Raw genomic sequence first — 22,008 nt, forward strand, 5'->3', positions numbered from 1 at the left:
CTGTGCTGGAAGAGCTGCGCATCACCGGACTCGGCGTCATCGAGGACACCACGCTGCCGTTGACCGGCGGGATGAACGTCATCACCGGCGAGACCGGTGCCGGCAAGACGATGGTGGTGACCGGCCTCGGCCTGCTCTTCGGCGGCCGGGCCGACGCCGGGCGGGTCCGTGCCCAACCGGGCCGGGCCGTGGTCGAGGGGCGGCTACGCCTGTCCGGCCGGGTCGCCGACGCGGTGCACGCCCGGATCAGCGACGCCGGTGGCGAGCCCGACGAGGACGGCTCGCTGCTGCTCAGCCGCACGGTGACGGTGGAGGGCCGCTCCCGGGCCCACCTCGGTGGCCGGAGCATGCCCGTGTCGATGCTGGGCGAGGTCGGCGAGCAGGCGGTTGCCGTGCACGGCCAGTCCGACCAGTTGCGGCTGCTGCGCCCGGCCGAGCAGCGGGCCGCTCTGGACCGCTTCGCCGGGCCGGCGCACGAGAAGCTGCTCGACGCGCTGCGTGAGGCGTACACCGGGTGGCGGCGGGTGGTCGACGACCTGGCCGACCGGCGGCGCAACGCCCGCGAGCGCAACCAGGAGGCGGACCTGCTGCGGCTGGGCCTCGACGAGATCACCCGCGTCGACCCGCAGCCCGGCGAGGACGACGAGCTGAAGACCGAGGCGCAGCGGTTGGAGCACGCCGAGGGCCTGCGGACTGCCGCGCAGGTGGCCCAGCAGTGCGTGGCGGGCGGCGCGGAGGCGGCCGACGAGACACCGGACGCGGCGGCGCTGCTCGGCACGGCCCGGCGCACCCTGGAGGCGCAGGCCGGCACCGACCCGGCGCTGGGCGAGCTGGCGGCCCGCCTGGAGGAGGCGGCCACGCTGGTCACCGACGTCTCGGCAGAGCTGTCGGCGTACCTGGCGACGCTCGACGCGGACCCGGCCCGGTTGCAGCACGTCTACGAGCGGCGGGCCGCGCTGCGGGCGTTGACCCGCAAGTACGCCGACGACGTCGACGGCGTCATCGCCTGGGCCGACCGGGCCCGCACCCGACTGTCCGACCTGGACACCTCGGACGACCTGCTCGAGGAGTTGGACGCCGAGGGGCAGCGGCTGGCCGGCGAGGTGGCCGACCTGGCCTCCCGGGTGTCGGTGTCCCGGCAGGAGGCCGCGGTCCGCTTCGCCGACCAGGTCACCGTCGAGCTGGCCGGGCTGGCCATGCCGCACGCCCGGATCGAGGTGGTGGTGCTGCCGCGGCCGGCCGGGCGGGCCGAGCCGACGCTGACGATCAACGGCGTCGAGGCGGGTGTCGCGGCGGACGGCGGCGACGAGGTGGAGCTGCGGTTGCTGGCCCACCCGGGAGCGCCGTCGTTGCCGTTGCAGCGCGGCGCCTCCGGCGGCGAGCTGTCCCGGGTGATGCTCGCCATCGAGGTGGTCTTCGCCGGCTCGGGCGGTCCGCCCACGCTGGTCTTCGACGAGGTCGACGCGGGCGTCGGCGGCCAGGCCGCGGTGGAGATCGGCCGCCGGCTGGCCCGGCTGGCCCGCAGCCACCAGGTGTTGGTCGTCACTCACCTGCCGCAGGTGGCCGCGTTCGCCGATCGGCATCTGGTGGTGGCGAAGGACACCGGTGGCGCGGTGACCACCAGCGGGGTGCGGGTCGTGGAGGACACCGAACGCGCCCGTGAGCTGGCCCGGATGCTCGCCGGTTTGCCCGATTCGGATCTGGGTATCGCCCACGCCGAGGAGCTGCTGGCCGTGGCCGCCAAGGAAAGGCGGTTGTGACGCCGCGTATTGTGAGCGCAAGCACACCGGCTTGCGCCGACGTGTGCTTCCCTGGGTAGGCGGCCCTGCTCAGGCATGTCGCGACAGAAAAGCCTGCCTCACATGCCAGGATGGTCACGATGCGTCTACCCACGTTGCGCCGGAACCGAAACGCGGAGCCGGGCAGAGTCCTCGGCACCGCGCGCCTTGATCGCCGGACGAAACGGCTGGTCGGCCGGCTGCGCCCCGGTGACATCGCGGTCATCGACCACGTCGACCTGGACCGGGTGGCGGCCGACTCGTTGGTCGCTGTCGGTGTCGCGGCGGTGCTCAACGCCAAGCCGTCCGTCTCCGGCCGCTATCCCAACCTCGGGCCGGAGGTGCTGATCGCCGCCGGCATCCCGCTCCTGGACGACCTCGGCGAGGGCGTCTTCGAGCGGATCCGCGAGGGCGACCAGGTCCGTATCGAGGGCAACACCGTCTTCGCCGGCGAGGAGCCGGTGGCGCACGGCACCCTGCAGGACGCCGAGTCGGTCGCCAAGGCGATGTCCGACGCCCGGGAGGGGCTGTCGGTGCAGTTGGAGGCGTTCGCCGCCAACACGATGGACTACCTGCGCCAGGAACGCGACCTGCTGCTCGACGGCGTCGGCGTTCCGGACATCCAGACCCAGATCCAGGGTCGGCACTGCCTGATCGTGGTGCGCGGCTACGACTACAAGGCCGACCTGGACGTGCTGCGCCCGTACATCCGGGAGTTCAAGCCGGTGCTGATCGGCGTGGACGGCGGCGCGGACGCGCTGGTCGAGGCCGGGTACACCCCCGACATGATCATCGGTGACATGGATTCGGTCACCGACGACGTGCTGCGCTGCGGCGCCGAGGTGATCGTGCACGCCTACCCCGACGGGCGGGCGCCCGGCCTGCCCCGGGTCAACGGCCTCGGCGTCCCGGCCATCACCTTCCCGGCCGCGGCGACAAGCGAGGACCTGGCGATGCTGCTGGCCGACGAGAAGGGCGCGTCGCTGCTCGTCGCGGTCGGCACCCACGCCACGCTCGTCGAGTTCCTGGACAAGGGGCGCGGCGGGATGGCCTCGACGTTCCTGACCCGGTTGAAGGTCGGGGGCAAGCTGGTCGACGCCAAGGGGGTGAGCCGGCTCTACCGGCAGAGCATCTCCGGGTCGTCGCTGCTGCTGCTGGTGCTCTCGGCGATCGCGGCGATGGCCTCCGCGGTGGCCGTCTCCACCGTCGGGAAGGCGTACCTGGGCGTGGTCGCCGAGTGGTGGGACAATTTCGTGTTCCAGCTGTACCGGCTCTTCTAGTTCCCGACCGATCAAGAGGCTGCAAGCGTGATCAACTTCCGCTACCACGTGGTGTCCCTCACCGCGGTGTTCCTGGCTCTGGCGATCGGTCTGGTGGTCGGCACAGCCGCCCTCAACGGCCCGGTCGCCGACTCGCTCAAGGAGCAGGTCACCGGACTGCGCAAGGACAACCAGCAGTTGCGCCAGCAGGTCAACAGCATGGAGAAGCAGCTCGGTCTGGAGGAGGAGTTCGCCGAGCAGGTGTCCCAGGTCGTCCTCCCGGGCACCCTCACCGGACGCCGGGTGGTGGTGCTCAGCCTCCCCAACGGGCGCGACCACACCGAGGGCGTGCTCAAGAAGCTCCAGCTCGCCGGCGCCACCATCACCGGTCGGGTCGACCTGCAGGACAAGTTCATCAACCCGGACAACAACTCCAACCTGCTGGAGCTGGCCGTCACCGCCGCGCGGCCGACCGCGCAGACCACCGGCCTGCCGGGCAACGGGCACGGCGTGGAGACCTCCAGCGCGCTGCTGGCCAGCGTCCTGCTGGACCGCGCGCAGGGCACCGCGCCGGTCAGCGACGCCGACCGGCGGGCCGTGCTCGCCGCGTACAACAACGCCGGTTACCTGACCACCGACAACAACAAGGTCACCGGACCGGCCGAGGCCGTCGTCGTGGTCAGCGGGCAGCCGTACGTCGACAAGGACTCCGAGAAGCGGGACGAGTCCGTCGTCAAGATCGCCGAGCAGTTCGACCGGACCGGGGCGATCGTGGTGGGCGGCAACGGCTCCGCCGGCGGCAACGTCGTGTCGGTGGTCCGCGGTGACCCGGTGCTGTCGCAGACCATCTCCACGGTCGACAACGCCAACACCGTGCAGGGTCAGCTGGTCACCAGCCTCGCCCTGGTGCAGCAGCTCACCGAGAAGAAGGCCGGCCAGTACGGCGTCGGCGACAACGCCGCGTCCCTGCTGCCTAGACTGCCCCAGTGAGCGAACGACGTACCCCGGTGTCCGGAACCGACGCGCCTGAGCGGGCGACCCCGTGCCTGAGCGAGGTGGCGGAGTGAGGATGCTGGGCCGGCTGCTGATCGCCGGGGCCGGTGCCGCCGCCGCCCGGTACGCCCTGCGCGAGGTGCGGACCGCCCCCGTGGGGCCGGCGCTGCAACGCACCAACTTCCGGGGCCGGACGGTGACCCTGGCGGCCGGGCCGGCGCTCGCCGCCGGTGCGACAGCTGCGGGCGTCTTCGGCGCCACCAGCGCCGCCTCCGGTGGCGCCGCCCTGGTCGCCGGTCTCGGCGCCGGCGGTGTCGGGCTCTACGACGACGTGGTCGGCGCACGTCCTGAGCAGAAGGCGGCCAAGGGCTTCGCCGGGCACCTCGCCGCGCTGCGCGAGGGCCGGGTCACCGCCGGGCTGGTCAAGATCGCCGGGGTGGGCGCCGCCGGGCTGGGCGCGGCCGCGCTGCTCGCCGCCGACCCGCGGGTCGCCGCGCACCCGCGCCGGCAGCGGCACGGCGCCGTCGGCCGGGGGGTCGACGTGGTGCTCGGCGCCGGCGTGATCGCCGGCACCGCCAACCTGCTCAACCTGCTCGACCTGCGGCCCGGCCGGGCCATCAAGTCCGGCCTGCTGCTGGGCGTGCCGCTGGCCGGTGGCCCGCACGGCGGGATCGCCGCCGGCGCGGCCGGCGCCGCCGCCGGCCTGCTCCCCGACGACCTGTCCGAGGACGTCATGCTCGGCGACAGCGGCGCGAACGCGCTCGGCGCCCTGCTCGGCGTCGCGCTCGCCGCCCGCAGCGGCCCGCTCGGCCGGGCCGGTCTGCTGGCCGTGCTCGCCGGGCTCACCGCCGCCAGCGAGAAGGTCAGCTTCACGGCGGTGATCCAGCGCACCCCGGGCCTGCGGCAGCTCGACGCACTGGGCCGACGCGCCGACTGACGTGACCAGACCGGCACCCCTCGCCGGCGCCGGCCGGCTGGCCGGGGCAGCCGCGCTCATCGCCGTCCTCACCGTGCTCAGCCGGCTCGCCGGCTTCGGCCGTACCGCGGTGTTCACCTGGAGCCTCGCCCCGACCGACCTGGGCGGCGCCTACGTGGTGGCCAACGCGGTGCCGAACTTCATCTTCGAGATCGTGGCCGGTGGCGCGCTGGCCAGCCTCGTCGTACCGCTGCTGGCCGGGGCTGTGGAGGCCGGTGACCGTACGACTGTCGCCCGGACCACCGGCGCGCTGCTGACCTGGACGCTGGCGCTGCTGGTGCCGCTCGCGCTGGTCGTGGTGCTCTTCGCCGGCCCGGTGGTCGAGTCGCTGGGCCAGCATCTGACCGACGCCCAGCAGCAGAGCGGCGTACGGATGCTGCGGGTCTTCGCGCCGCAGTTGCCGCTGTACGGCGTCGGCATCGTGCTCACCGGGGTGCTCCAGGCGCACCGGCGCTTCGCCTGGCCGGTGCTCGCCCCGCTGCTGTCCAGCCTCACCGTGATCGTCGTCTACCTGGGGTTCACCGCCACCCAGGGCCGGTACGCCACGGTCGCCGGGGTGAGCTCCGGCGGCGAGTTGCTGCTCTCCGCCGGCACCACACTGGGCGTGGTGACGCTGTCGCTGTCGCTGCTCATCCCGGTGCGGCGGCTGCGCCTGGGGTTGCGGCCCGGGTTCGGGTTCCCCGCCGACGCGCGGGCCCGGGTCGGCGGGTTGGCGGTGGCGGGCGCGGTCACCGTCACCACGCAGCAGATCGCCCTGATCGTCAGCCTGAACCAGGTCACCGCGGGCGCGCGCAGCAATCCGGGCGTCTACAACCTGGCGCAGACCGTCTACCTGCTGCCGTGGGCGGTGCTCGCGGTGCCGCTGGCCGTCGCGGCCTATCCGACGCTCGCGACCGCGCGGTCGGCCGGGAACGAGGACGGTTACCGGGCGACCCTGGCCCCGGCCGTACGCGGGGTGCTGCTGTTCAGCTGCCTCGGCGCGGCCGCGCTGGTCGGGACCGCTGGGCCGGTCGGGCACTTCTTCTTCCCCGCGTCCACCGCGCCGACCGCCGCCGCCGCGATCATCGGCTACGCCCCGGGCCTGGTCGGCTACGGCCTCTTCGCGATCCTCACCCGGGCGCTCTACGCGCGCGGGGAGACCCGGGCGGCGACCGCCGCGACCGCCGTCGGCTTCCTGGTGGTGCCGCCCGTCGTGCTGCTGCTCGGCGCGATCCTGCCGTTGACCGACCGGGTGCTCGCCGTGACGTCCGCCAACTCGGTGGGCATGGTGGTGCTCGGCGTGTTGCTCGTCAGCGCGGTGCTGCGCAGCGCCGGCCGGCCGGCGCTGGCCGGCGCGGCGCGCGCCGGGGCGGCCGGTGGCCTCGCCGGGCTGCTCGCCGCGCTCGCCGGACTGGGCGTGAGCCGCTGGCTCGACGGGCTGGACGGCGGCACCCCGACGACGGCCGCGGCACTCGGTCAGGGCATGCTGTCCGGGGTTCTGGTCGGTGTCGTGTTCCTCGTCGTGGTCTGGTTCGTCGACCGGCGGGACGTGCGGCCGCTACTGACCGGGGTGGTCCGCCGCCTCGGCCGGCGAGGGCCGCGAGGCGGGGCCGGCACGTCGACGCCGGGCGCGGTCCCCCCGGAGCGGGGCGACGGGAAGGAGACGGCGGTTCGGTGAGCGTTGTCAACGGGAACCGACGGTGGTCGCGATGACCGGGAGCAGCCTGCCCGCCGGCTGGTCGGGCTCCGTGGCGCTGCTGCTGGCGTCCAGCACCGGTGGGGTCGGCCAGCACGTCCGCTCGGTGGCGCGCGGGCTCGTCGCCGCCGGGGCCACGGTGCTGGTGTGCGGGCCGGCGGCCACGCAGGAGCAGTTCGACTTCACCGGCGTCGGCGCGCGTTTCGAACCGGTGGAGATCCCGGCCAGCCCGACCCCCGCCGACGCGCGGGCGGTGCTCGCCCTGCGGCGGGCGCTCGCCGCGGCCCGGGTCGACGTGGTGCACGCGCACGGCCTGCGCGCCGGTCTCGTGGCCGTGCTGGCCCGTCCGTCCGCCCCGCTGGTCGTGACCTGGCACAACGCGGTCCTCGCGGGCGGCCTGCGCGGCGGGGTCTCGCGGTTCGTCGAGCGGGTGGTCGCCCGGGGCGCCCGGGTGGCTCTCGGCGCCTCCACCGACCTGGTCGAGCGGGCCGCAGCGCTGGGCGCCGCCGACGCCCGACTCGCCCCGGTCGCCGCCCCGACGCTGCCCGCACCCCGTCGACGCCGCGCCGCCGTGCGCGCCGAGTTCGGCGTACGGCCGGAGCAGCCGTTGCTCGTCTCGGTGGGGCGGCTGCACCCGCAGAAGCGCTACGACGTGCTGATCGACGCGGCCGCCCGCTGGCGTACGCGTACCCCGCCGCCGGTCGTCGTGATCGCCGGGAGCGGCCCGGCGTACCTGCCGCTCGCCGCGCGGACCTCCGCCGCCCGGGCCCCGGTGACCCTGCTGGGGCACCGCACCGACGTTGCCGACCTGCTCGCCGGCGCCGATCTCGCGGTGGTCACCAGCGACTGGGAGGCCCGGCAGTTGTTCGCCCAGGAGGCGATGCGGGCCGGTGTGCCGCTGGTGGCGACCGCTGTGGGTGGCCTGCCGGAGCTGGTCGGCGACGCCGCCGAGCTGGTCCCCGCAGGCGACGTGGACGCGGTCGACGCGGCGGTGCGCGCGCTGTTGGACGATCCGGAGGCCCGGGCCGAGCTGGGTCGGCGCGGCGCCGAGCGGGCGGCGACGTGGCCCACCGAGGCGGACACGGTGGCCGTGCTGGCGGCCCTCTACGCCGAGCTGGCCGCCCGTGGGACTCCTCCGGCCGCCCCCGGCTCCGACGCGCCGATGACGGGACACCGGTGATGGTGCGTCGACTCGCTCCCGCCCTGCTGACCGTGCTCGTGGTGGTGCTGGGCGTGACCGCGCTGGCCGCCCGGCCGCCGCAGGGCACCCCGCAGCGCACCGCCGACTTCGTGGTGCTCGCCGGGATCGCCGGGCTGCGCTGGGAGGACGTCGACCAGCAGAGCACACCGACGCTGTGGCGGATGGCCCGGGACGGCTCGATCGGCTCCCTGTCGGTGCGGTCCGCGCACCGGCCCACCTGCCCGGTCGACGGGTGGCTGACCCTCGGCGCGGGCAGCTTCGCCGCGTGGAACGGCACCCGGCCCGACGGCGGCTGCCCGCCCGCCGGCGTGACAGTGGAGCAACCGGACGGGATCGGCGCGAACCTGCCCGATCAGGAGAGCGTGGTCCAGTACAACCAGCAGCGGCTGCCCTGGGGCACCATGCCCGGGTCGCTGTCGGAGTCGGTGCGCTGCTCGGTCGCCGTGGGTCCGGGCGCGGCAGTGGCCGCCGCCCGCCCGTTCGGCCGGGTCGACAGGTACGCCGCGGGCCTGCCGGCCGATCCGCGCCGGCTGCTCGGCTCGTGCGTGCTGAGCATCGTCGACCTCGGCACGGTCGAGGGGACCGACCCGGCGGCGCGTGCCGAGCAGGCGCGGGCGGCCGACGCCCAGCTGGCCCGGGTCCTGGCCGCGCGGCCGGACCGGTCGCTGGTGCTGGTGGCCGGAATCTCCGACACCGAGCAGCCGTCGCGGCTGCACGTGGTGGTCGCCGACGGGCCGGGCTGGGAGCGGGGTTGGCTCACCTCGGCCAGCACCGGCCGCGACGGCTACCTGCAACTTGTCGACCTCGCGCCGACGGCGCTTGCCGCGCTGGGTCGGCCGATGCCGGAGCGGCTGTTCCTCGGCCGGCCCGCGGTCAGCACCGGCGGTCGACCGTCCGACCTGACCGAGGCGATCAACGCGCCGGCGAACGCCGACCGGGAGGCGATCGCCCAGCGGGCCGTCTCCGGCCGGTTCTTCGCCCTGCTCGCCGGGCTTCAGGTGCTGCTGGCGCTGGCGGTGCTGCCGTTGCTGCGCCGGGCCCGACCGCACGCCGGTCCGGCCGGCCCGACCCCGGTCTCCGCCCGCGTCGTGGCGGTGGTGGAGTTGTTGCTGGTGGCGGCGGCGTTGACCGTTCCGGCCGCGCTGCTCGCCGACGCCGTCCCCTGGTGGCGGGGCGAGCACCCGGGATGGATCTTCGCCGTGGTCACCGCGCTGCTGGTCGCGGGTGGCACCGCGGCGGTCCGGTTCGCCCCCGGGTACGCGAACACGCTCGGCCCGTTCGGCGCGGTGGCCGGCCTCACGACACTTGTCGTCGGGCTGGACGTGCTCACCGGGTCGAGCCTGCAGCTCAACAGCGTGGTCGGCTACTCGGCGTTGCAGGGTGGCCGGTACGCCGGGCTGAGCACTGTCGGGCTGGGCGTGTTCCTCGCCAGCGCGCTGGTGACCGGCGGGTGGTTCGCCCAGCGCGTGCACCGCCGCTGGCGGCCCGCGGTGATGGTCGCCGTGGGCGGTCTCGCCGTGGTGGTGGTCGGCAGCCCGTACCTGGGCGCCGACCCGGTCGGCGCCATCGCGCTGACGGCCGGGCTGAGTGTGGCCGCGGCGATCAGCGCCGGCGGCTGGCTCACCATCACCCGACTGGCGTGGGCCACCATGGCCGCCCTGGCGGTCGGCATCGGCTTCGCCGTGGTGGACCTGCGGCGCCCGGCGGCGGAGCGGGGGAGTCTGGGCCGGTTCCTGTCCGCGGTCGCGGACGGCACCGGCGGGTTCACCGTGCACCGGTCCAGCACGGCGAACTTCGAGACGCTGGTGAACAGCCCGTTGACCGTGCTGGCGCTGGCCGGTGGGCTGCTGGTGTGGTTCGCCCTGCTGCAACCGTGGGGCGGGCTGATGCGGCTGTTCGGCATCTACCCGGCGATCCGCGCCGCGCTGGGCGGCACGGCGGTCGCGGCGGTGCTGGGCGGCGTACTCGACGGCGCGGCGCTGGACGTGGCGGGGGCGGCGGCGGCCCTGGTGGTGCCGATGGCGGCGTTGGCGTCGCTGCGGGTCCTCGGACATGCTGCCGACCGGACCCGCCCGGGCACGGGCCGTGCCCGGGAGAACGGGGCCGACGACGACTCGGGCTCCGGTGGCGACGGGCCCGCAGGCGGGGGCGACGGGCCGGCCGGCGGGGGCGACGGTCCGACCGGTGGCGGTGGACCGCTGGGCGCGGGTCATCCCCGGCCGATCGGCGGCCCGCCCGCCGCGCCCCCACGAGCGGTCGTGCTGCCCGCGGGCCCGGACGGGCCGGTGGGCCCCGGGGCGGTCGACGCGCCGGTGGGCCCCGAGGTGGTCGACAAGCCCGCGAAGTCGCCGCCGGAGCGTCCGGCCGCGGACGCGGCGACCGGGACACCCTCCGCGCCGGCGCAGCGACGACCGGCGGATACCCAGGTGGACATGCCGGCGGACACCCCGGCCGCGCCGGCCACCCGGCCATCGACCGAGGTTGCCGCCTCCTGACCGTCGGGCGTCGTCCCAGTGGCCCGCTCCTGTCGCACCCGGGGTGCGGCCTGCGAGTACCCGCCGTAGAGGTGTTACCGTGGAATCCCGTGGATCGCGTGATCACTTTGCTGATCGAGCACGGCGGTCTGCATGACCGCGACAGACGACACGGGAGCAGGCCTTGGCCCCATCAGCACGGACGACCAGGCACATTTTCGTCACCGGGGGCGTCGCCTCCTCGCTGGGTAAGGGCCTCACCGCCTCCAGCCTCGGCAACCTGTTGACCGCGCGCGGACTGCGTGTGGTGATGCAGAAGCTCGACCCCTACCTCAACGTCGACCCCGGGACGATGAACCCGTTCCAGCACGGCGAGGTCTTCGTCACCGAGGACGGCGCCGAGACCGACCTCGACGTCGGGCACTACGAGCGTTTCCTGGACCGGGCCCTGTCCGGCAAGGCGAACGTCACCACCGGCCAGATCTACTCCGACGTGATCGCCAAGGAGCGCCGGGGGGAGTACCTGGGCGACACCGTCCAGGTCATCCCGCACATCACCAACGAGATCAAGTCGCGGATCCTGGCGATGGCCGACCCGGACGACGACGGCGTCCTGCCCGACGTGGTCATCACCGAGGTCGGCGGCACCGTCGGCGACATCGAGTCGCTGCCGTTCCTGGAGGCGATCCGCCAGGTCCGCCACGACCTGGGCCGCGACAACTGCTTCTACCTGCACGTGTCGCTGGTGCCGTACCTGGCGCCGTCGGGCGAGCTGAAGACCAAGCCGACCCAGCACTCCGTGGCGCAGCTGCGCAACATCGGTATCCAGCCGGACGCCATCGTGCTGCGCTGCGACCGGGAGATCCCGGTGAAGCTCAAGGAGAAGCTGTCGCTGTACTGCGACGTCGACGCCGAGGCGGTGGTCGCCGCGCCGGACGCCCCGAGCATCTACGACATCCCGAAGGTGCTGCACCGCGAGGGGCTCGACGCGTACGTGGTGCGCCGGCTCGGGCTGTCGTTCCGGGACGTGGACTGGGCGAGCTGGGACGACCTGCTGGAGCGGGTGCACCGCCCCCGGCACACGGTCACCGTCGCCGTGGTCGGCAAGTACGTCGACCTGCCGGACGCGTACCTGTCGGTGAGCGAGGCGATCCGGGCGGCCGGTTTCGGTCACCGGGCGCGGGTGCAGCTGCGCTGGGTGCCCAGCGACGAGTGCGTCACCCCGGCCGGCGCGGCGGCGGCCCTGGCCGGCGTGGACGGCATCCTCATCCCGGGCGGGTTCGGCGTCCGTGGCATCGAGGGCAAGATCGGCACGGCCCGGTACGCCCGGGAGAACGGCATCCCCCTGCTTGGCCTCTGCCTCGGCCTGCAGTGCATGACGATCGACGTGGCCCGGCACCTGGCCGGCCTGGACGGCGCCAACTCGCTGGAGTTCGACGAGCAGGCCGCGCACCCGGTCATCGCCACGATGGCCGACCAGGAGGACATCGTCGCCGGCAAGGGCGATCTGGGCGGCACCATGCGGCTCGGGGCGTACCCGGCGACGCTGACCGAGGGCTCGATCGTCGCCGAGGCGTACGGCAGCACCGACATCAGCGAGCGGCACCGGCACCGCTACGAGGTCAACAACGCCTACCGGGACGCGCTGACCAAGGCGGGCCTGCACATCTCCGGCACCTCCCCGGACGGCCGGCTGGTCGAGTTCGTCGAGCTGGACCGGGATCTGCACCCGTTCTTCGTGGCCACGCAGGCGCATCCGGAGCTGAAGAGCCGTCCCACCCGCCCGCACCCGCTGTTCGCGTCGTTCGTCAAGGCCGCCGTGACGTACTCGCAGGCCGACCAGTTGCCTGTCGACCTGGAGGCGGCGTCGGAGGCCCCGTCGACGCGCAAGGCCGCCCGCAACGGCGCCGCGACGAAGGCCGCGTCGGCCTCGTGAGCGACCTTGAGCACCGCTACGAGGTGCGCTCCCGCGAGGAGCGCTACCGGGGTCGGATCTTCGACGTGGTCACCGAGGAGGTGACCATGCCGGGCGGCGGGACCGCGCTGCGCGACCTCGTCCGGCACGTCGGGGCGGTGGCCGTGGTGGCCCTCGACGACGCCGGCCAGGTGGTGCTGATCCGGCAGTACCGGCATCCGGTCGGCCGGCACCTGTGGGAGCTGCCGGCCGGGCTGATGGACGTCTCCGGTGAGGAGCTGCCGGCCGCCGCGCTGCGGGAGCTGGCCGAGGAGGCCGATCTCACCGCCGGGCGGGTCGACGTGCTGGTGGACCTGCACAGCTCGCCGGGGTTCACCAACGAGATCGTCCGGGTGTTCCTGGCCCGGGACTTGGCCGACGTGCCGGCGTCCGAGCGTCACGAGCGCCGCGACGAGGAGGCCGACCTGCAGATCGTCCGGATGGCCCTGGACGAGGCGGTCGACATGGTCCTGGCCGGCGAGATCACCAACGCGTCCGCGGTGGCCGGGCTGCTCGCGGCGGCTCGCGCCCGGGACACCGGCTTCGCGGCGCTGCGTCGCGACCAGGCGCCGCTGCCGCGCTGAGCGCCGCCGCCGGTCCTTCCCGATCGGTGCGTACGCACGAAGGGGCCCCGCCGACGGCGGGGCCCCTTTGTATGTCGCCGTGCGGGTCAGTCGCGCAGCGGGCGGCCCTGCGCGTCCGTGCCGCCGTTGACCAGGATCAGGATGCCGTCGATGACGCCCCAGAGCGCGCCGACGCCGCAGGTCACCAGGCTCACGACGAGCTGGAGAACGGCGATCTTGGTGTGTCCGGTGTAGAACCGACCGGCCCCGAAGGTGCCGAGCAGGATGCCGAGGATGCCCGCGACGACCTTGCTCTTGTCGGAGTAACCCGGGGCGTACCCCGGCTGGTAAGGAGGAGTGGTCATGGGCGGACACACTAGTGATCCACTCGCCCGCTGTCCGCACCGCCACACGTCAGATGGGACGATAATGGGCGAACACTGTCCTGACGGCTGAGGTGACGTCCCACTGCCGGCCCGTTCGGCGCCCTGACACTCCGTCAGGTCACCCGGGCACCGGATGCCACTGTGCTGGCTTCCAGCGGGGTCGGGCACGCCTAGACTGCCGCCGGCGGGACCGGTGGACCGTGGCGGCAACGGGGCCGTCGCGGCACCGAGCAGTCGGGGGGAACTCAGCCCCCGAAGAGAGGTGTCTGCATCGTGAAGGTCGGAATCCCACGCGAGGTCAAGAACCACGAGTACCGCGTGGCGATCACGCCGGCGGGCGTCAACGAGTTCACCCGCAGCGGCCACCAGGTCTTCGTCGAGTCCGGCGCCGGCGTCGGCTCCAGCATCACCGATGAGGAGTTCGCCGCGGCGGGCGCCACGATCCTGGCCACCGCCGACGAGGTGTGGGACACCGCCGAGCTGGTGCTCAAGGTCAAGGAGCCGATCGCCGAGGAGTACCACCGGATGCGCGAGGGGCAGGTGCTGTTCACCTACCTGCACCTGGCCGCCTCCAAGGAGTGCACGGACGCGCTGATCGACCGCAAGGTCACCGGCATCGCCTACGAGACCGTCGAGCTGCCCGACCGGTCGTTGCCGCTGCTCGCCCCGATGTCCGAGGTGGCCGGCCGGCTCGCCCCGCAGGTGGGCGCGTTCTACATGATGCGCACCGGCGGCGGGCGCGGCGTGCTGCCCGGCGGCGTCTCCGGCGTGTACGCGGCGAAGACCGTCGTCATCGGCGCCGGCGTCTCCGGCATGAACGCCGCCGCCATCGCCCTGGGCCTGCAGTCCGAGGTGCTGCTGCTGGACAAGAACGTCGCCCGGCTCCGCCAGGCCGACGCCATCTACCGGGGGCACCTGCAGACCGTCGCCTCGAACGCGTACGAGATCGAGCGGGCCGTGCTCGACGCCGACCTGGTCATCGGCGCGGTGCTGGTGCCCGGCGCGAAGGCCCCGACGTTGATCTCCAACGAGCTGGTCTCCCGGATGAAGCCGGGCAGCGTGCTCGTCGACATCGCCATCGACCAGGGTGGCTGCTTCGAGGACTCGCGCCCCACCACGCACGCCGACCCGGTCTACAAGGTGCACGAGTCGATCTTCTACTGCGTGGCGAACATGCCCGGCGCGGTGCCGAACACCAGCACCTACGCGCTGACCAACGTCACCCTGCCGTACGCCCTGGAACTGGCCAACAACGGCTGGCGCGAGGCGCTGCGCAACGACCCGGCCCTCGCGTTGGGCCTCAACACCCACGACGGCCAGGTCACCTACGGCCCGGTCGCCGAGGCGCACGGCATGACCGTGCTCCCGCTGGCCGACGTCCTGGCCTAGAGCGGTGGCGGTCTGAGCGGGATCACGCAGCAGGCCGGCGTGGGCGCTGAGCCCGCGCCGGCCCTGCGCCGTGCCGTGCGCGGCTACCTCGACCACCTCACCGTCGAGCGCGGCCTGTCCGCGAACACCCTCGCGTCGTACCGCCGGGATCTGGACCGCTATCTCACGACCCTGGCCGACGCCGGCGTCGCCGACCTCGCGTCGGTCGGCGCCGGCGTCGTCGAGTCGCACCTGGCCCGACTGCGCGCCGGCGACGACGACCATCCGCCCCTGGCCGTGTCGTCCGCCGCCCGCGCCGCCAGCGCCGTCCGCGGCCTGCACCGCTTCGCGCTGCGCGAGGGACTGGCCGGCGCCGACCCCAGCCGCGACGTCCGCCCGCCCACCCCGCCGCGCCGGCTGCCCCGCGCGCTGGGAGTCGACGACGTCGTCCGGCTCCTGGAGACCGCCGGCGCGATCACCGCGACCGGCGAGGAGGCGCCGCTCGCGCTGCGCGACCGGGCGCTGCTGGAATTCCTGTACGGCACCGGCGCGCGGATCTCCGAGGCGATCGGCGCCGCGATCGACGACCTCGACACCGACGAGGGCACCGTGCTGCTGCGTGGCAAGGGCGGCCGGGTGCGGCTGGTGCCGATCGGCGGCTACGCGGTCGAGGCGGTACGCGCCTACCTGGTCCGGGCCCGACCCGCTCTGGCCGCCAACGGCAAGGGAACCCCCGCGGTCTTCGTGAACGCGCGCGGCGGAGCGCTGTCCCGCCAGGGCGCCTGGGCCATCCTGCGCCGCGCCGCCGGGCGGGCCGGCCTGCCGGTCGAGGGCGCCGCCGCGGTCTCCCCGCACACTCTGCGCCACTCGTACGCCACCCACCTGCTCGACGGCGGCGCCGACGTCCGGGTGGTCCAGGAGTTGCTCGGCCACGCCTCGGTGACCACCACCCAGGTCTACACCCTCGTCACCGTCGAGCGGCTGCGCGAGGTGTACGCCACGGCCCACCCGCGCGCCCTCGGCTGAACCCCGGCGGTCGTCGGCTTCGACACGCCGGGCCGGTGCCGAACGCCCTGCTGGTCGGTGGCGTACAGTCGGCATCGGCGCGGACCTCCTGGGGCGACACGACCGGGGTGCGCAGCGGCGCCGCGAAGGACGTCGGACGGCTCCGACGCCGGGTGGGTCGTCGGGAGGGGGCAACGAGGACATGGCTGGCAACGGTGACCGTGCCGAGACCTGGACGTCGGAGCTCCGCGAGCAGCAGGCCACGCTCGGCGCGGACCTGGGTCCGGCGGATCCGGCGGCCTACACCATGCGCAAGCCGATCCCCGAGCCGATGCCCACCGATCGGCACGGCCCGGCGCGCATCATCGCGATGGCCAACCAGAAGGGTGGCGTCGGCAAGACCACGACCACCATCAACCTGGGCGCGGCCCTCGCTGAGTACGGCCGCAAGGTGCTGCTTGTCGACTTCGACCCGCAGGGCGCGCTCTCGGTGGGCCTCGGGGTCAACCCGCACAACCTCGACCTGTCCGTCTACAACCTGCTCATGCAGGACGACGTGACCGCCGAGGACGTCCTGATCAAGACCGACGTCGCGGGTCTGCACCTGCTGCCGGCCAACATCGACCTCTCCGCCGCCGAGATCCAGCTCGTCAACGAGGTCGCCCGGGAGATGGCCCTCGCCCGGGTGCTGCGCTCGGTGCGCAAGGAGTACGACTACATCCTGATCGACTGCCAGCCCTCGCTCGGCCTGCTGGCGATCAACGCGCTGACCGTCGCGCACGGCGTGCTCATCCCCCTCGAATGCGAGTTCTTCAGCCTGCGCGGTGTCGCGCTGCTGCTGGACACCATCGACAAGGTGCGCGAGCGGCTCAACTTCGACCTGGAACTCGAAGGCATCCTCGCCACCATGTACGACAGCCGCACCACCCACTGCCGTCAGGTGCTCCAGCGGGTGGTCGAGGCGTTCGGCGACAAGGTCTACCAGACGGTCATCACCAAGACGGTGAAGTTCCCCGAGTCCACCGTGGCCGGTGCCCCGATCACGACGATGGACCCGGCGTCCTCCGGGGCGCGCAACTACCGTCAGTTGGCCCGTGAGGTGATCGCCGCCCAGTCGGAGCGGTAGCCGGAACGCCAGGTGTCCGTGTCGTGGACTACGGTCGTGCGGTGACCGCGCCACCCCTCGACCCGCCCGGAGCCGCTGCTGCGGCAGTGGTCGACGGTGTGCCACCCGCCGACCCGGTGGCCGACACGGCTGCCACCGGCTTCACGGTGCGGCTGGCCAACTTCACCGGCCCGTTCGACCTGCTGCTGCAACTGATCGGCAAGCACAAGCTCGACGTCACCGAGGTGGCCCTGCACACGGTCACCGACGAGTTCATCGCCTACATCCGCGCGATGGGCGACAGCTGGGACCTCGACGAGGCCAGCGAGTTCCTGCTCATCGCCGCGACCCTGCTCGACCTCAAGGCGGCCCGGCTGCTGCCCGCCGCCGAGGTGGAGGACGAGGCGGACCTCGCCCTGCTGGAGGCGCGCGACCTGCTCTTCGCCCGGCTCCTGCAGTACAAGGCGTACAAGGAGGCGGCGGCGCACATCGCCGAGTTGGAGGCGGTCGGCGGTCGGCGGTATCCCCGCGCGGTCAGCCTGGAGCCCCGCTACGCCGAGGCGCTGCCCGACCTGGTGCTCGGCATCGGGCCGCAGCGACTGCTGAAGCTGGCCGTACGGGCGATGACCCCGAAGCCCGTGCCGGAGGTGTCCATCGCCCACGTGCACATGGTCCGCGTCAGCGTCCGGGAACACGCGGCGATCCTCGCCTCCCGGCTGCGCCGGGCCGGCACGGCGACGTTCTCGCTGCTCTGCGCGGACTGCGAGGCCACCCTGGAGGTGGTGGCGCGGTTCCTGGCGCTGCTGGAGCTGTACCGGGAGGGTCTGGTGGCCTTCGTGCAGGAGCAGGCCCTGGAGGAGCTGACCGTGCGCTGGACCGGCCCGGTCGACGGCGAAACCGAACTGCACGTCGACGAGTACGCCGGCACCCCCGCCGACCCCGACCCGGCCCCAGCGCCGGAGCCGGCGGGCGAGCCCGGGCCCGGGAAGGCGCTCGTCGCCGAGCCGGAGCCGGCGGGTGAGGATGGGCCCGGGTTGGCGGGGGAGGCTCCGCCGGCGTTCGTGGCTGCGCCGGAGCCGGCGGGGGAGGCTGCGTCGGTGTTCGTGGCTGCGCCGGAGCCGGCGGGGGAGGCCGGCTCGGAGTCCGTGGGAGCGGGCGGAACGGGAACGACGGAGGGTGAGCGGGATGAGTGACGAGGAACGCCGGGACTCCCTGGCCGACCAGGCCGCCGCCTGGGTCCCGCCGTGGGAACGCCCCCGCCGAGCAGCCCCCACAACCGCTGCGCCCGCTGACCCTTCCGAGGCCGACGAGCCCTCCGCGGCCGACGTCGAACGCGACTCCCCGCCGGCCGCCGTTGCGGCCGACACCGTTCCGCCGGTAGCCGCAGAAGATCGTGGAAGCATGCCGCCCTTCCTGGGGCCGGAATCGTCCACCATCTCCGCCGAGTCCGCCGAGTCCGCCGAGTCCGCCGAGTCCGCCGAGTCCGCCGGGGCCGAGTCCGCTGAGCCTCGTGAGGCGGTCGGGGTGGCCGAGGCCGGTGCGGCTCAGGTGGGGGAGGGGGCTGCTGGCGTACCTCGCCGGGAGTTTGTGGGGCGGCGGCGGGTGACGGCCGCGCCGGAGCCCGCGCCCGACCTGCCCGACGCCGAGCTGCGCGGCGCGCTGGAGGCGATCCTGCTGGTGGTGGACGAGCCCGTCAGCGAGCTGGTCCTGGCGCAGGTGCTGGAGCAGCCGGCCGAGCGGATCGGGCCGATGCTCGACGAGATCGCCGCCGGTTACACGGCCGCCGGGCACGGGTTCGAGCTGCGGCGGGCGGCGGGCGGTTGGCGGTTGTACACCCGGCCGGAATACGCTACGTACGTCGAGCGGTTCGTCCTGGACGGGCAGTCCGTGCGGCTGACCCAGGCGGCGTTGGAGACTCTGGCCGTGGTCGCGTACAAGCAGCCGGTGACCCGGTCGCGGATCTCGGCCATCCGGGGTGTCAACTGCGACGGCGTGATCCGTACTCTGCTCACCCGCGGCCTCGTCGAGGAGTGCGGCGCCGAACCGGACAGCGGGGCGTTCCTCTACCGGACCACCACGCTGTTCCTGGAGAAGCTCGGGCTGAACACCGTCGACGAACTGCCACCTCTCGCACCCTTCCTGCCCGACGACGTAGAAGAGCTTGCTGATGCGACCCGATAACCGTTCCCCGAAGTCCGACGCCCCCGTCTATGAGGGGGCGGAGCGCCTGCAGAAGGTGCTCGCCGCCGCCGGCGTGGGCTCCCGGCGTGCCTGCGAGGACCTGATCTTCCGGCGTCGGGTGACCGTGGACGGGCGCGTCGCGAAGCTCGGCGACAAGGTCGACCCGGCCACCGCGGTGATCCACGTGGACGGGGAGCGCCTCCAGGTCGACATCCGTCTCGTCTACGTGGCGATGAACAAGCCGCGTGGCGTGGTCACCACCATGGCGGACGAGAAGGGACGCACCGAGCTGGCCGACTTCATCGGCAGGCGGCTGGATCAGCGGGTCTACCACGTCGGGCGGCTCGACGCGGACAGCGAGGGCCTGCTGCTGCTCACCAACGACGGCAACCTCGCGCACAAGCTCATGCACCCGTCGTACGAGGTGCTCAAGACCTACCTCGCCGAGGTGGTCGGGCCGATCCCGCGCAACCTCAGCAAGCGGCTCCTCGCGGGCGTGGAGCTGGAGGACGGACCGGTCAAGGTCGATTCGTTCAAGGTGGTTGGCACCCTGGGTAAATCCGCCCAGGTGGAGCTGAGCCTGCACGAAGGGCGCAAGCACATCGTCCGGCGGTTGATGGACGAGGTCGGGCACCCGGTCACCCGTCTGGTGCGTACCTCCATCGGTCCGATCCGGTTGGGCGACCTGCGCACCGGGCGTCTCCGGCGGCTGACCAACGCCGAGGTCGCCGCCCTGTTCAACGCGGTGGGTGACTGACCCCCGAGTTCGGGGTACGGCTGCCGGTAGGCTCGCGACGGCCGAACGCGGCGGTCCGGGGTGGCGTGGGTCGCCTCGGGCGGCGGCGCGCGTGGGTCCGCCAGGGACCCCGGGCATGATTGATGACGATTGACAACCGCTTGCGGCGCCAGAGCACCGGGCGATCCGCGAGGTACGGGCTGAGGAGGACACGGTGGAGGAAAACGTACGGGCCGGGCGATGTGTGGTCGCTGTGGACGGGCCGTCCGGTTCGGGTAAGTCCACCGTGTCGCGGCGGCTCGCCGCCGGCATCGGCGCGCGCTACCTGGACACCGGTGCGATGTACCGGGCGATCACGTGGGCCGTGCTGCGCTCCGGCGTGGACCTCACCGACGCCGCGTCGGTGGCGAAGGTGGCCGGCGAGGTCGACCTGCGCATCGGCACCGACCCCCAGGGGTACGCCGTGACAGTCGACGGCGTCGGCGTGGACGCGGACATCCGCGGTGCCGAGGTCACCGGGGCGGTCTCCGCCGTGGCTGCGGTGCCGGCGGTCCGTGAGCTGCTGGTCGCCCGCCAACGCGAGATGATCGTCAACGCCGGCCGGATGGTGGTCGAGGGTCGCGACATCGGCTCGGTCGTGGCGCCGGACGCCGACCTGAAGGTCTTCCTCACCGCCTCCGAGGCGGCCCGTGCCGCCCGGCGCAGCGCCGAGGATGCCGCCGACGTGGCGGCCACCGCCGCCGACCTGGCCCGCCGGGACCGGCTCGACTCGACCCGCAAGGTCAACCCGTTGGCCCAGGCGCCGGACGCCGTCGTGCTGGACACGACCGAGCTGGGCATCGACGAGGTCGTCGTCCGGCTGCGTGACCTGCTCACCGAGCGGGGCGTGGCATGAGCGATCCAGGTGGATGGGTGGAGCTGCGCGAACCCGACGTCGCCGTCGAGGAGCCGACCGGCCCGCAGCCGGTGGTGGCCGTGGTGGGTCGTCCCAACGTGGGTAAGTCCACTCTGGTCAACCGGATCATCGGCCGTCGGCAGGCGGTCGTCGAGGACGTCCCCGGCGTGACCCGGGACCGGGTGCCGTACGACGCGCAGTGGAACGGCCGGTCGTTCACCGTGGTGGACACCGGCGGTTGGGAACCGGACGCGAAGGACCGGGCCGCGGCCATCGCGGCGCAGGCCGAGACGGCGGTGGTCACCGCCGACGTGGTCCTCTTCGTGGTCGACGCGATGGTGGGCTCCACGGACGTGGACGAGGCCGCGGTGAAGATGCTGCGGCGCAGCGCCAAGCCGGTCATCCTGGTGGCGAACAAGGCCGACAACACCGCCATCGAGATGGAGGCCACCTCGTTGTGGTCGCTCGGCCTCGGCGAGCCGTTCCCGGTGTCCGCGCTGCACGGACGCGGCTCCGGTGACCTGTTGGACGCCATCCTCGCCGCGCTGCCGGAGGCCCCGGAGATCGTGGAGAACCGGCCGCGCGGGCCGCGCCGGGTGGCGCTCGTCGGCCGGCCGAACGTGGGCAAGTCCAGCCTGCTCAACAGGTTCTCCGGCGAGGAGCGGGCGGTCGTCGACTCGGTCGCCGGCACCACAGTGGACCCGGTGGACAGCCTGGTCGACATCGGCGGTCAGACCTGGCAGCTGGTCGACACGGCCGGTCTGCGCAAGCGGGTCGGCAAGGCCAGCGGCACCGAGTACTACGCCAGCCTGCGTACCGCCGGCGCCATCGAGGCCGCCGAGGTCGCCGTGGTGCTGCTGGACGCCAGCGAGCCGATCAGCGAGCAGGACCAGCGGATCCTGACGATGGTGACCGAGGCGGGCCGGGCGCTCGTCATCGCGTTCAACAAGTGGGACCTGGTCGACGCCGACCGCCGGTACTACCTGGACAAGGAGATCGACCGGGAGCTGCGCCGCATCCCCTGGGCGATCCGGCTGAACCTGTCCGCGATGACCGGCCGCGCGGTGGACAAGCTGGCCCCGGCCCTGAACAAGGCCCTCGCCAGCTGGGAGACCCGGGTGCCGACCGCGCACCTCAACCAGTGGCTCACCGCGCTGGTGCAGGCCACCCCGCACCCGGTGCGCGGCGGACGCGCGCCACGCATCCTGTTCGCCACCCAGGCCGGGGTGGCGCCGCCGCGGTTCGTGCTCTTCACCACCGGCCCGCTGGACGCCGGATACCAGCGCTTCGTCGAGCGCAAGCTCCGCGAGGAGTTCGGGTACGAGGGCAGCCCCATCGAGATCTCCGTACGCCCGCGCAAGAAGCTCGGCCCCGGCGGCCGAGGCAAGGCGCACGGCTGACCCCGCACACCCCAGAAATGCCGGATGGTCCCTCGAGATCATCCGGCATTTCTCTACCC

The 22,008-nt window shown here is 73.6% G+C and carries 18 protein-coding genes; 17 read left to right on the forward strand and 1 reads right to left on the reverse strand.

Going from position 1 to position 22,008, the window contains the following annotated elements:
• Positions 1 to 2 precede the first annotated feature (2 nt).
• The 9 genes from recN to AB0B39_RS16975 all read left to right on the forward strand — a co-directional run bounded on the left by recN (position 3) and on the right by AB0B39_RS16975 (position 12,894).
• Positions 3 to 1,760, forward strand: coding sequence for a DNA repair protein RecN (recN, locus tag AB0B39_RS16935; protein ID WP_357489257.1), 1,758 nt, complete (start codon positions 3 to 5; stop codon positions 1,758 to 1,760).
• A 119-nt stretch (positions 1,761 to 1,879) separates the two neighbouring features.
• Positions 1,880 to 3,058: a putative cytokinetic ring protein SteA gene (gene steA / locus AB0B39_RS16940; RefSeq protein ID WP_234591007.1), complete on the forward strand. Its 1,179-nt coding sequence runs from the start codon at positions 1,880 to 1,882 to the stop codon at positions 3,056 to 3,058.
• A 27-nt stretch (positions 3,059 to 3,085) separates the two neighbouring features.
• Positions 3,086 to 4,027: a copper transporter gene (locus AB0B39_RS16945; protein WP_234590973.1), complete on the forward strand. Its 942-nt coding sequence runs from the start codon at positions 3,086 to 3,088 to the stop codon at positions 4,025 to 4,027.
• Between the two features lie 73 nt (positions 4,028 to 4,100).
• Positions 4,101 to 4,967 (forward strand): hypothetical protein, encoded by an 867-nt coding sequence (locus AB0B39_RS16950; RefSeq protein ID WP_357489259.1) that lies wholly within the window; start codon positions 4,101 to 4,103, stop codon positions 4,965 to 4,967.
• Between the two features lies 1 nt (position 4,968).
• A complete protein-coding gene (locus tag AB0B39_RS16955; protein WP_357489262.1) occupies positions 4,969 to 6,663 on the forward strand; it encodes a lipid II flippase MurJ in 1,695 nt (564 codons plus the stop codon).
• Between the two features lie 31 nt (positions 6,664 to 6,694).
• On the forward strand, positions 6,695 to 7,861 hold the full coding sequence (locus tag AB0B39_RS16960; protein ID WP_357489264.1) for a glycosyltransferase family 4 protein: 1,167 nt from the start codon (positions 6,695 to 6,697) through the stop codon (positions 7,859 to 7,861).
• Complete coding sequence (locus tag AB0B39_RS16965; protein WP_357574745.1) at positions 7,861 to 10,377, forward strand: hypothetical protein; 2,517 nt, start codon at positions 7,861 to 7,863, stop codon at positions 10,375 to 10,377. The genes AB0B39_RS16960 and AB0B39_RS16965 overlap by 1 nt, the downstream gene beginning before the upstream one ends.
• A gap of 163 nt (positions 10,378 to 10,540) precedes the next feature.
• Complete coding sequence (locus AB0B39_RS16970; RefSeq protein ID WP_234581864.1) at positions 10,541 to 12,292, forward strand: CTP synthase; 1,752 nt, start codon at positions 10,541 to 10,543, stop codon at positions 12,290 to 12,292.
• On the forward strand, positions 12,289 to 12,894 hold the full coding sequence (locus AB0B39_RS16975; protein WP_357574746.1) for an NUDIX hydrolase: 606 nt from the start codon (positions 12,289 to 12,291) through the stop codon (positions 12,892 to 12,894). The genes AB0B39_RS16970 and AB0B39_RS16975 overlap by 4 nt, the downstream gene beginning before the upstream one ends.
• An 86-nt stretch (positions 12,895 to 12,980) precedes the next feature.
• On the opposite strand, the gene AB0B39_RS16980 is transcribed toward AB0B39_RS16975, so the two are convergent.
• A complete protein-coding gene (locus AB0B39_RS16980) occupies positions 12,981 to 13,304 on the reverse strand; it encodes a TM2 domain-containing protein (RefSeq protein WP_308195333.1) in 324 nt (107 codons plus the stop codon).
• Between the two features lie 228 nt (positions 13,305 to 13,532).
• Here AB0B39_RS16980 and ald point away from each other — a divergent pair, with 228 nt between their 5' ends.
• From ald to der, 8 genes are all read left to right on the forward strand, one after another.
• A complete protein-coding gene (ald, locus tag AB0B39_RS16985; RefSeq protein ID WP_234581862.1) occupies positions 13,533 to 14,648 on the forward strand; it encodes an alanine dehydrogenase in 1,116 nt (371 codons plus the stop codon).
• Positions 14,649 to 14,687: 39 nt separating this feature from the next.
• Positions 14,688 to 15,653, forward strand: coding sequence for a site-specific tyrosine recombinase XerD (locus AB0B39_RS16990; RefSeq protein WP_234581861.1), 966 nt, complete (start codon positions 14,688 to 14,690; stop codon positions 15,651 to 15,653).
• 181 nt (positions 15,654 to 15,834) lie between these two features.
• Positions 15,835 to 16,758, forward strand: coding sequence for a ParA family protein (locus AB0B39_RS16995; protein ID WP_088990243.1), 924 nt, complete (start codon positions 15,835 to 15,837; stop codon positions 16,756 to 16,758).
• A gap of 41 nt (positions 16,759 to 16,799) precedes the next feature.
• Positions 16,800 to 17,930, forward strand: a complete 1,131-nt coding sequence (locus AB0B39_RS17000; protein WP_357574747.1) for a segregation/condensation protein A — start codon at positions 16,800 to 16,802, stop codon at positions 17,928 to 17,930.
• Positions 17,923 to 18,918 (forward strand): SMC-Scp complex subunit ScpB, encoded by a 996-nt coding sequence (gene scpB, locus AB0B39_RS17005; RefSeq protein WP_357574748.1) that lies wholly within the window; start codon positions 17,923 to 17,925, stop codon positions 18,916 to 18,918. The genes AB0B39_RS17000 and scpB overlap by 8 nt, the downstream gene beginning before the upstream one ends.
• Positions 18,905 to 19,675: a pseudouridine synthase gene (locus AB0B39_RS17010; RefSeq protein ID WP_234581858.1), complete on the forward strand. Its 771-nt coding sequence runs from the start codon at positions 18,905 to 18,907 to the stop codon at positions 19,673 to 19,675. Before scpB ends, AB0B39_RS17010 begins: the two co-directional genes overlap by 14 nt.
• Before the next feature lie 193 nt (positions 19,676 to 19,868).
• Positions 19,869 to 20,549, forward strand: a complete 681-nt coding sequence (gene cmk, locus AB0B39_RS17015) for a (d)CMP kinase (protein WP_357574749.1) — start codon at positions 19,869 to 19,871, stop codon at positions 20,547 to 20,549.
• Entirely contained in the window at positions 20,546 to 21,949 is a 1,404-nt protein-coding gene (gene der / locus AB0B39_RS17020; protein WP_354859389.1) for a ribosome biogenesis GTPase Der, read from the forward strand. The genes cmk and der overlap by 4 nt, the downstream gene beginning before the upstream one ends.
• Positions 21,950 to 22,008: the final 59 nt, after the last annotated feature.

This window comes from Micromonospora sp. NPDC049114 (assembly GCF_040648635.1).
Lineage (GTDB): Bacteria > Actinomycetota > Actinomycetes > Mycobacteriales > Micromonosporaceae > Micromonospora.

What these genes read in the sequence shown, in the direction of transcription:
- steA (WP_234591007.1), top strand. Translation starts at nt 1,880, where the DNA reads ATGCGTCTACCCACGTTGCGCCGGAACCGAAACGCGGAGCCGGGCAGA.
- AB0B39_RS16960 (WP_357489264.1), top strand. Translation starts at nt 6,695, where the DNA reads ATGACCGGGAGCAGCCTGCCCGCCGGCTGGTCGGGCTCCGTGGCGCTG.
- AB0B39_RS16965 (WP_357574745.1), top strand. Translation starts at nt 7,861, where the DNA reads ATGGTGCGTCGACTCGCTCCCGCCCTGCTGACCGTGCTCGTGGTGGTG.
- AB0B39_RS16995 (WP_088990243.1), top strand. Translation starts at nt 15,835, where the DNA reads ATGGCTGGCAACGGTGACCGTGCCGAGACCTGGACGTCGGAGCTCCGC.
- scpB (WP_357574748.1), top strand. Translation starts at nt 17,923, where the DNA reads ATGAGTGACGAGGAACGCCGGGACTCCCTGGCCGACCAGGCCGCCGCC.
- AB0B39_RS17010 (WP_234581858.1), top strand. Translation starts at nt 18,905, where the DNA reads ATGCGACCCGATAACCGTTCCCCGAAGTCCGACGCCCCCGTCTATGAG.
- der (WP_354859389.1), top strand. Translation starts at nt 20,546, where the DNA reads ATGAGCGATCCAGGTGGATGGGTGGAGCTGCGCGAACCCGACGTCGCC.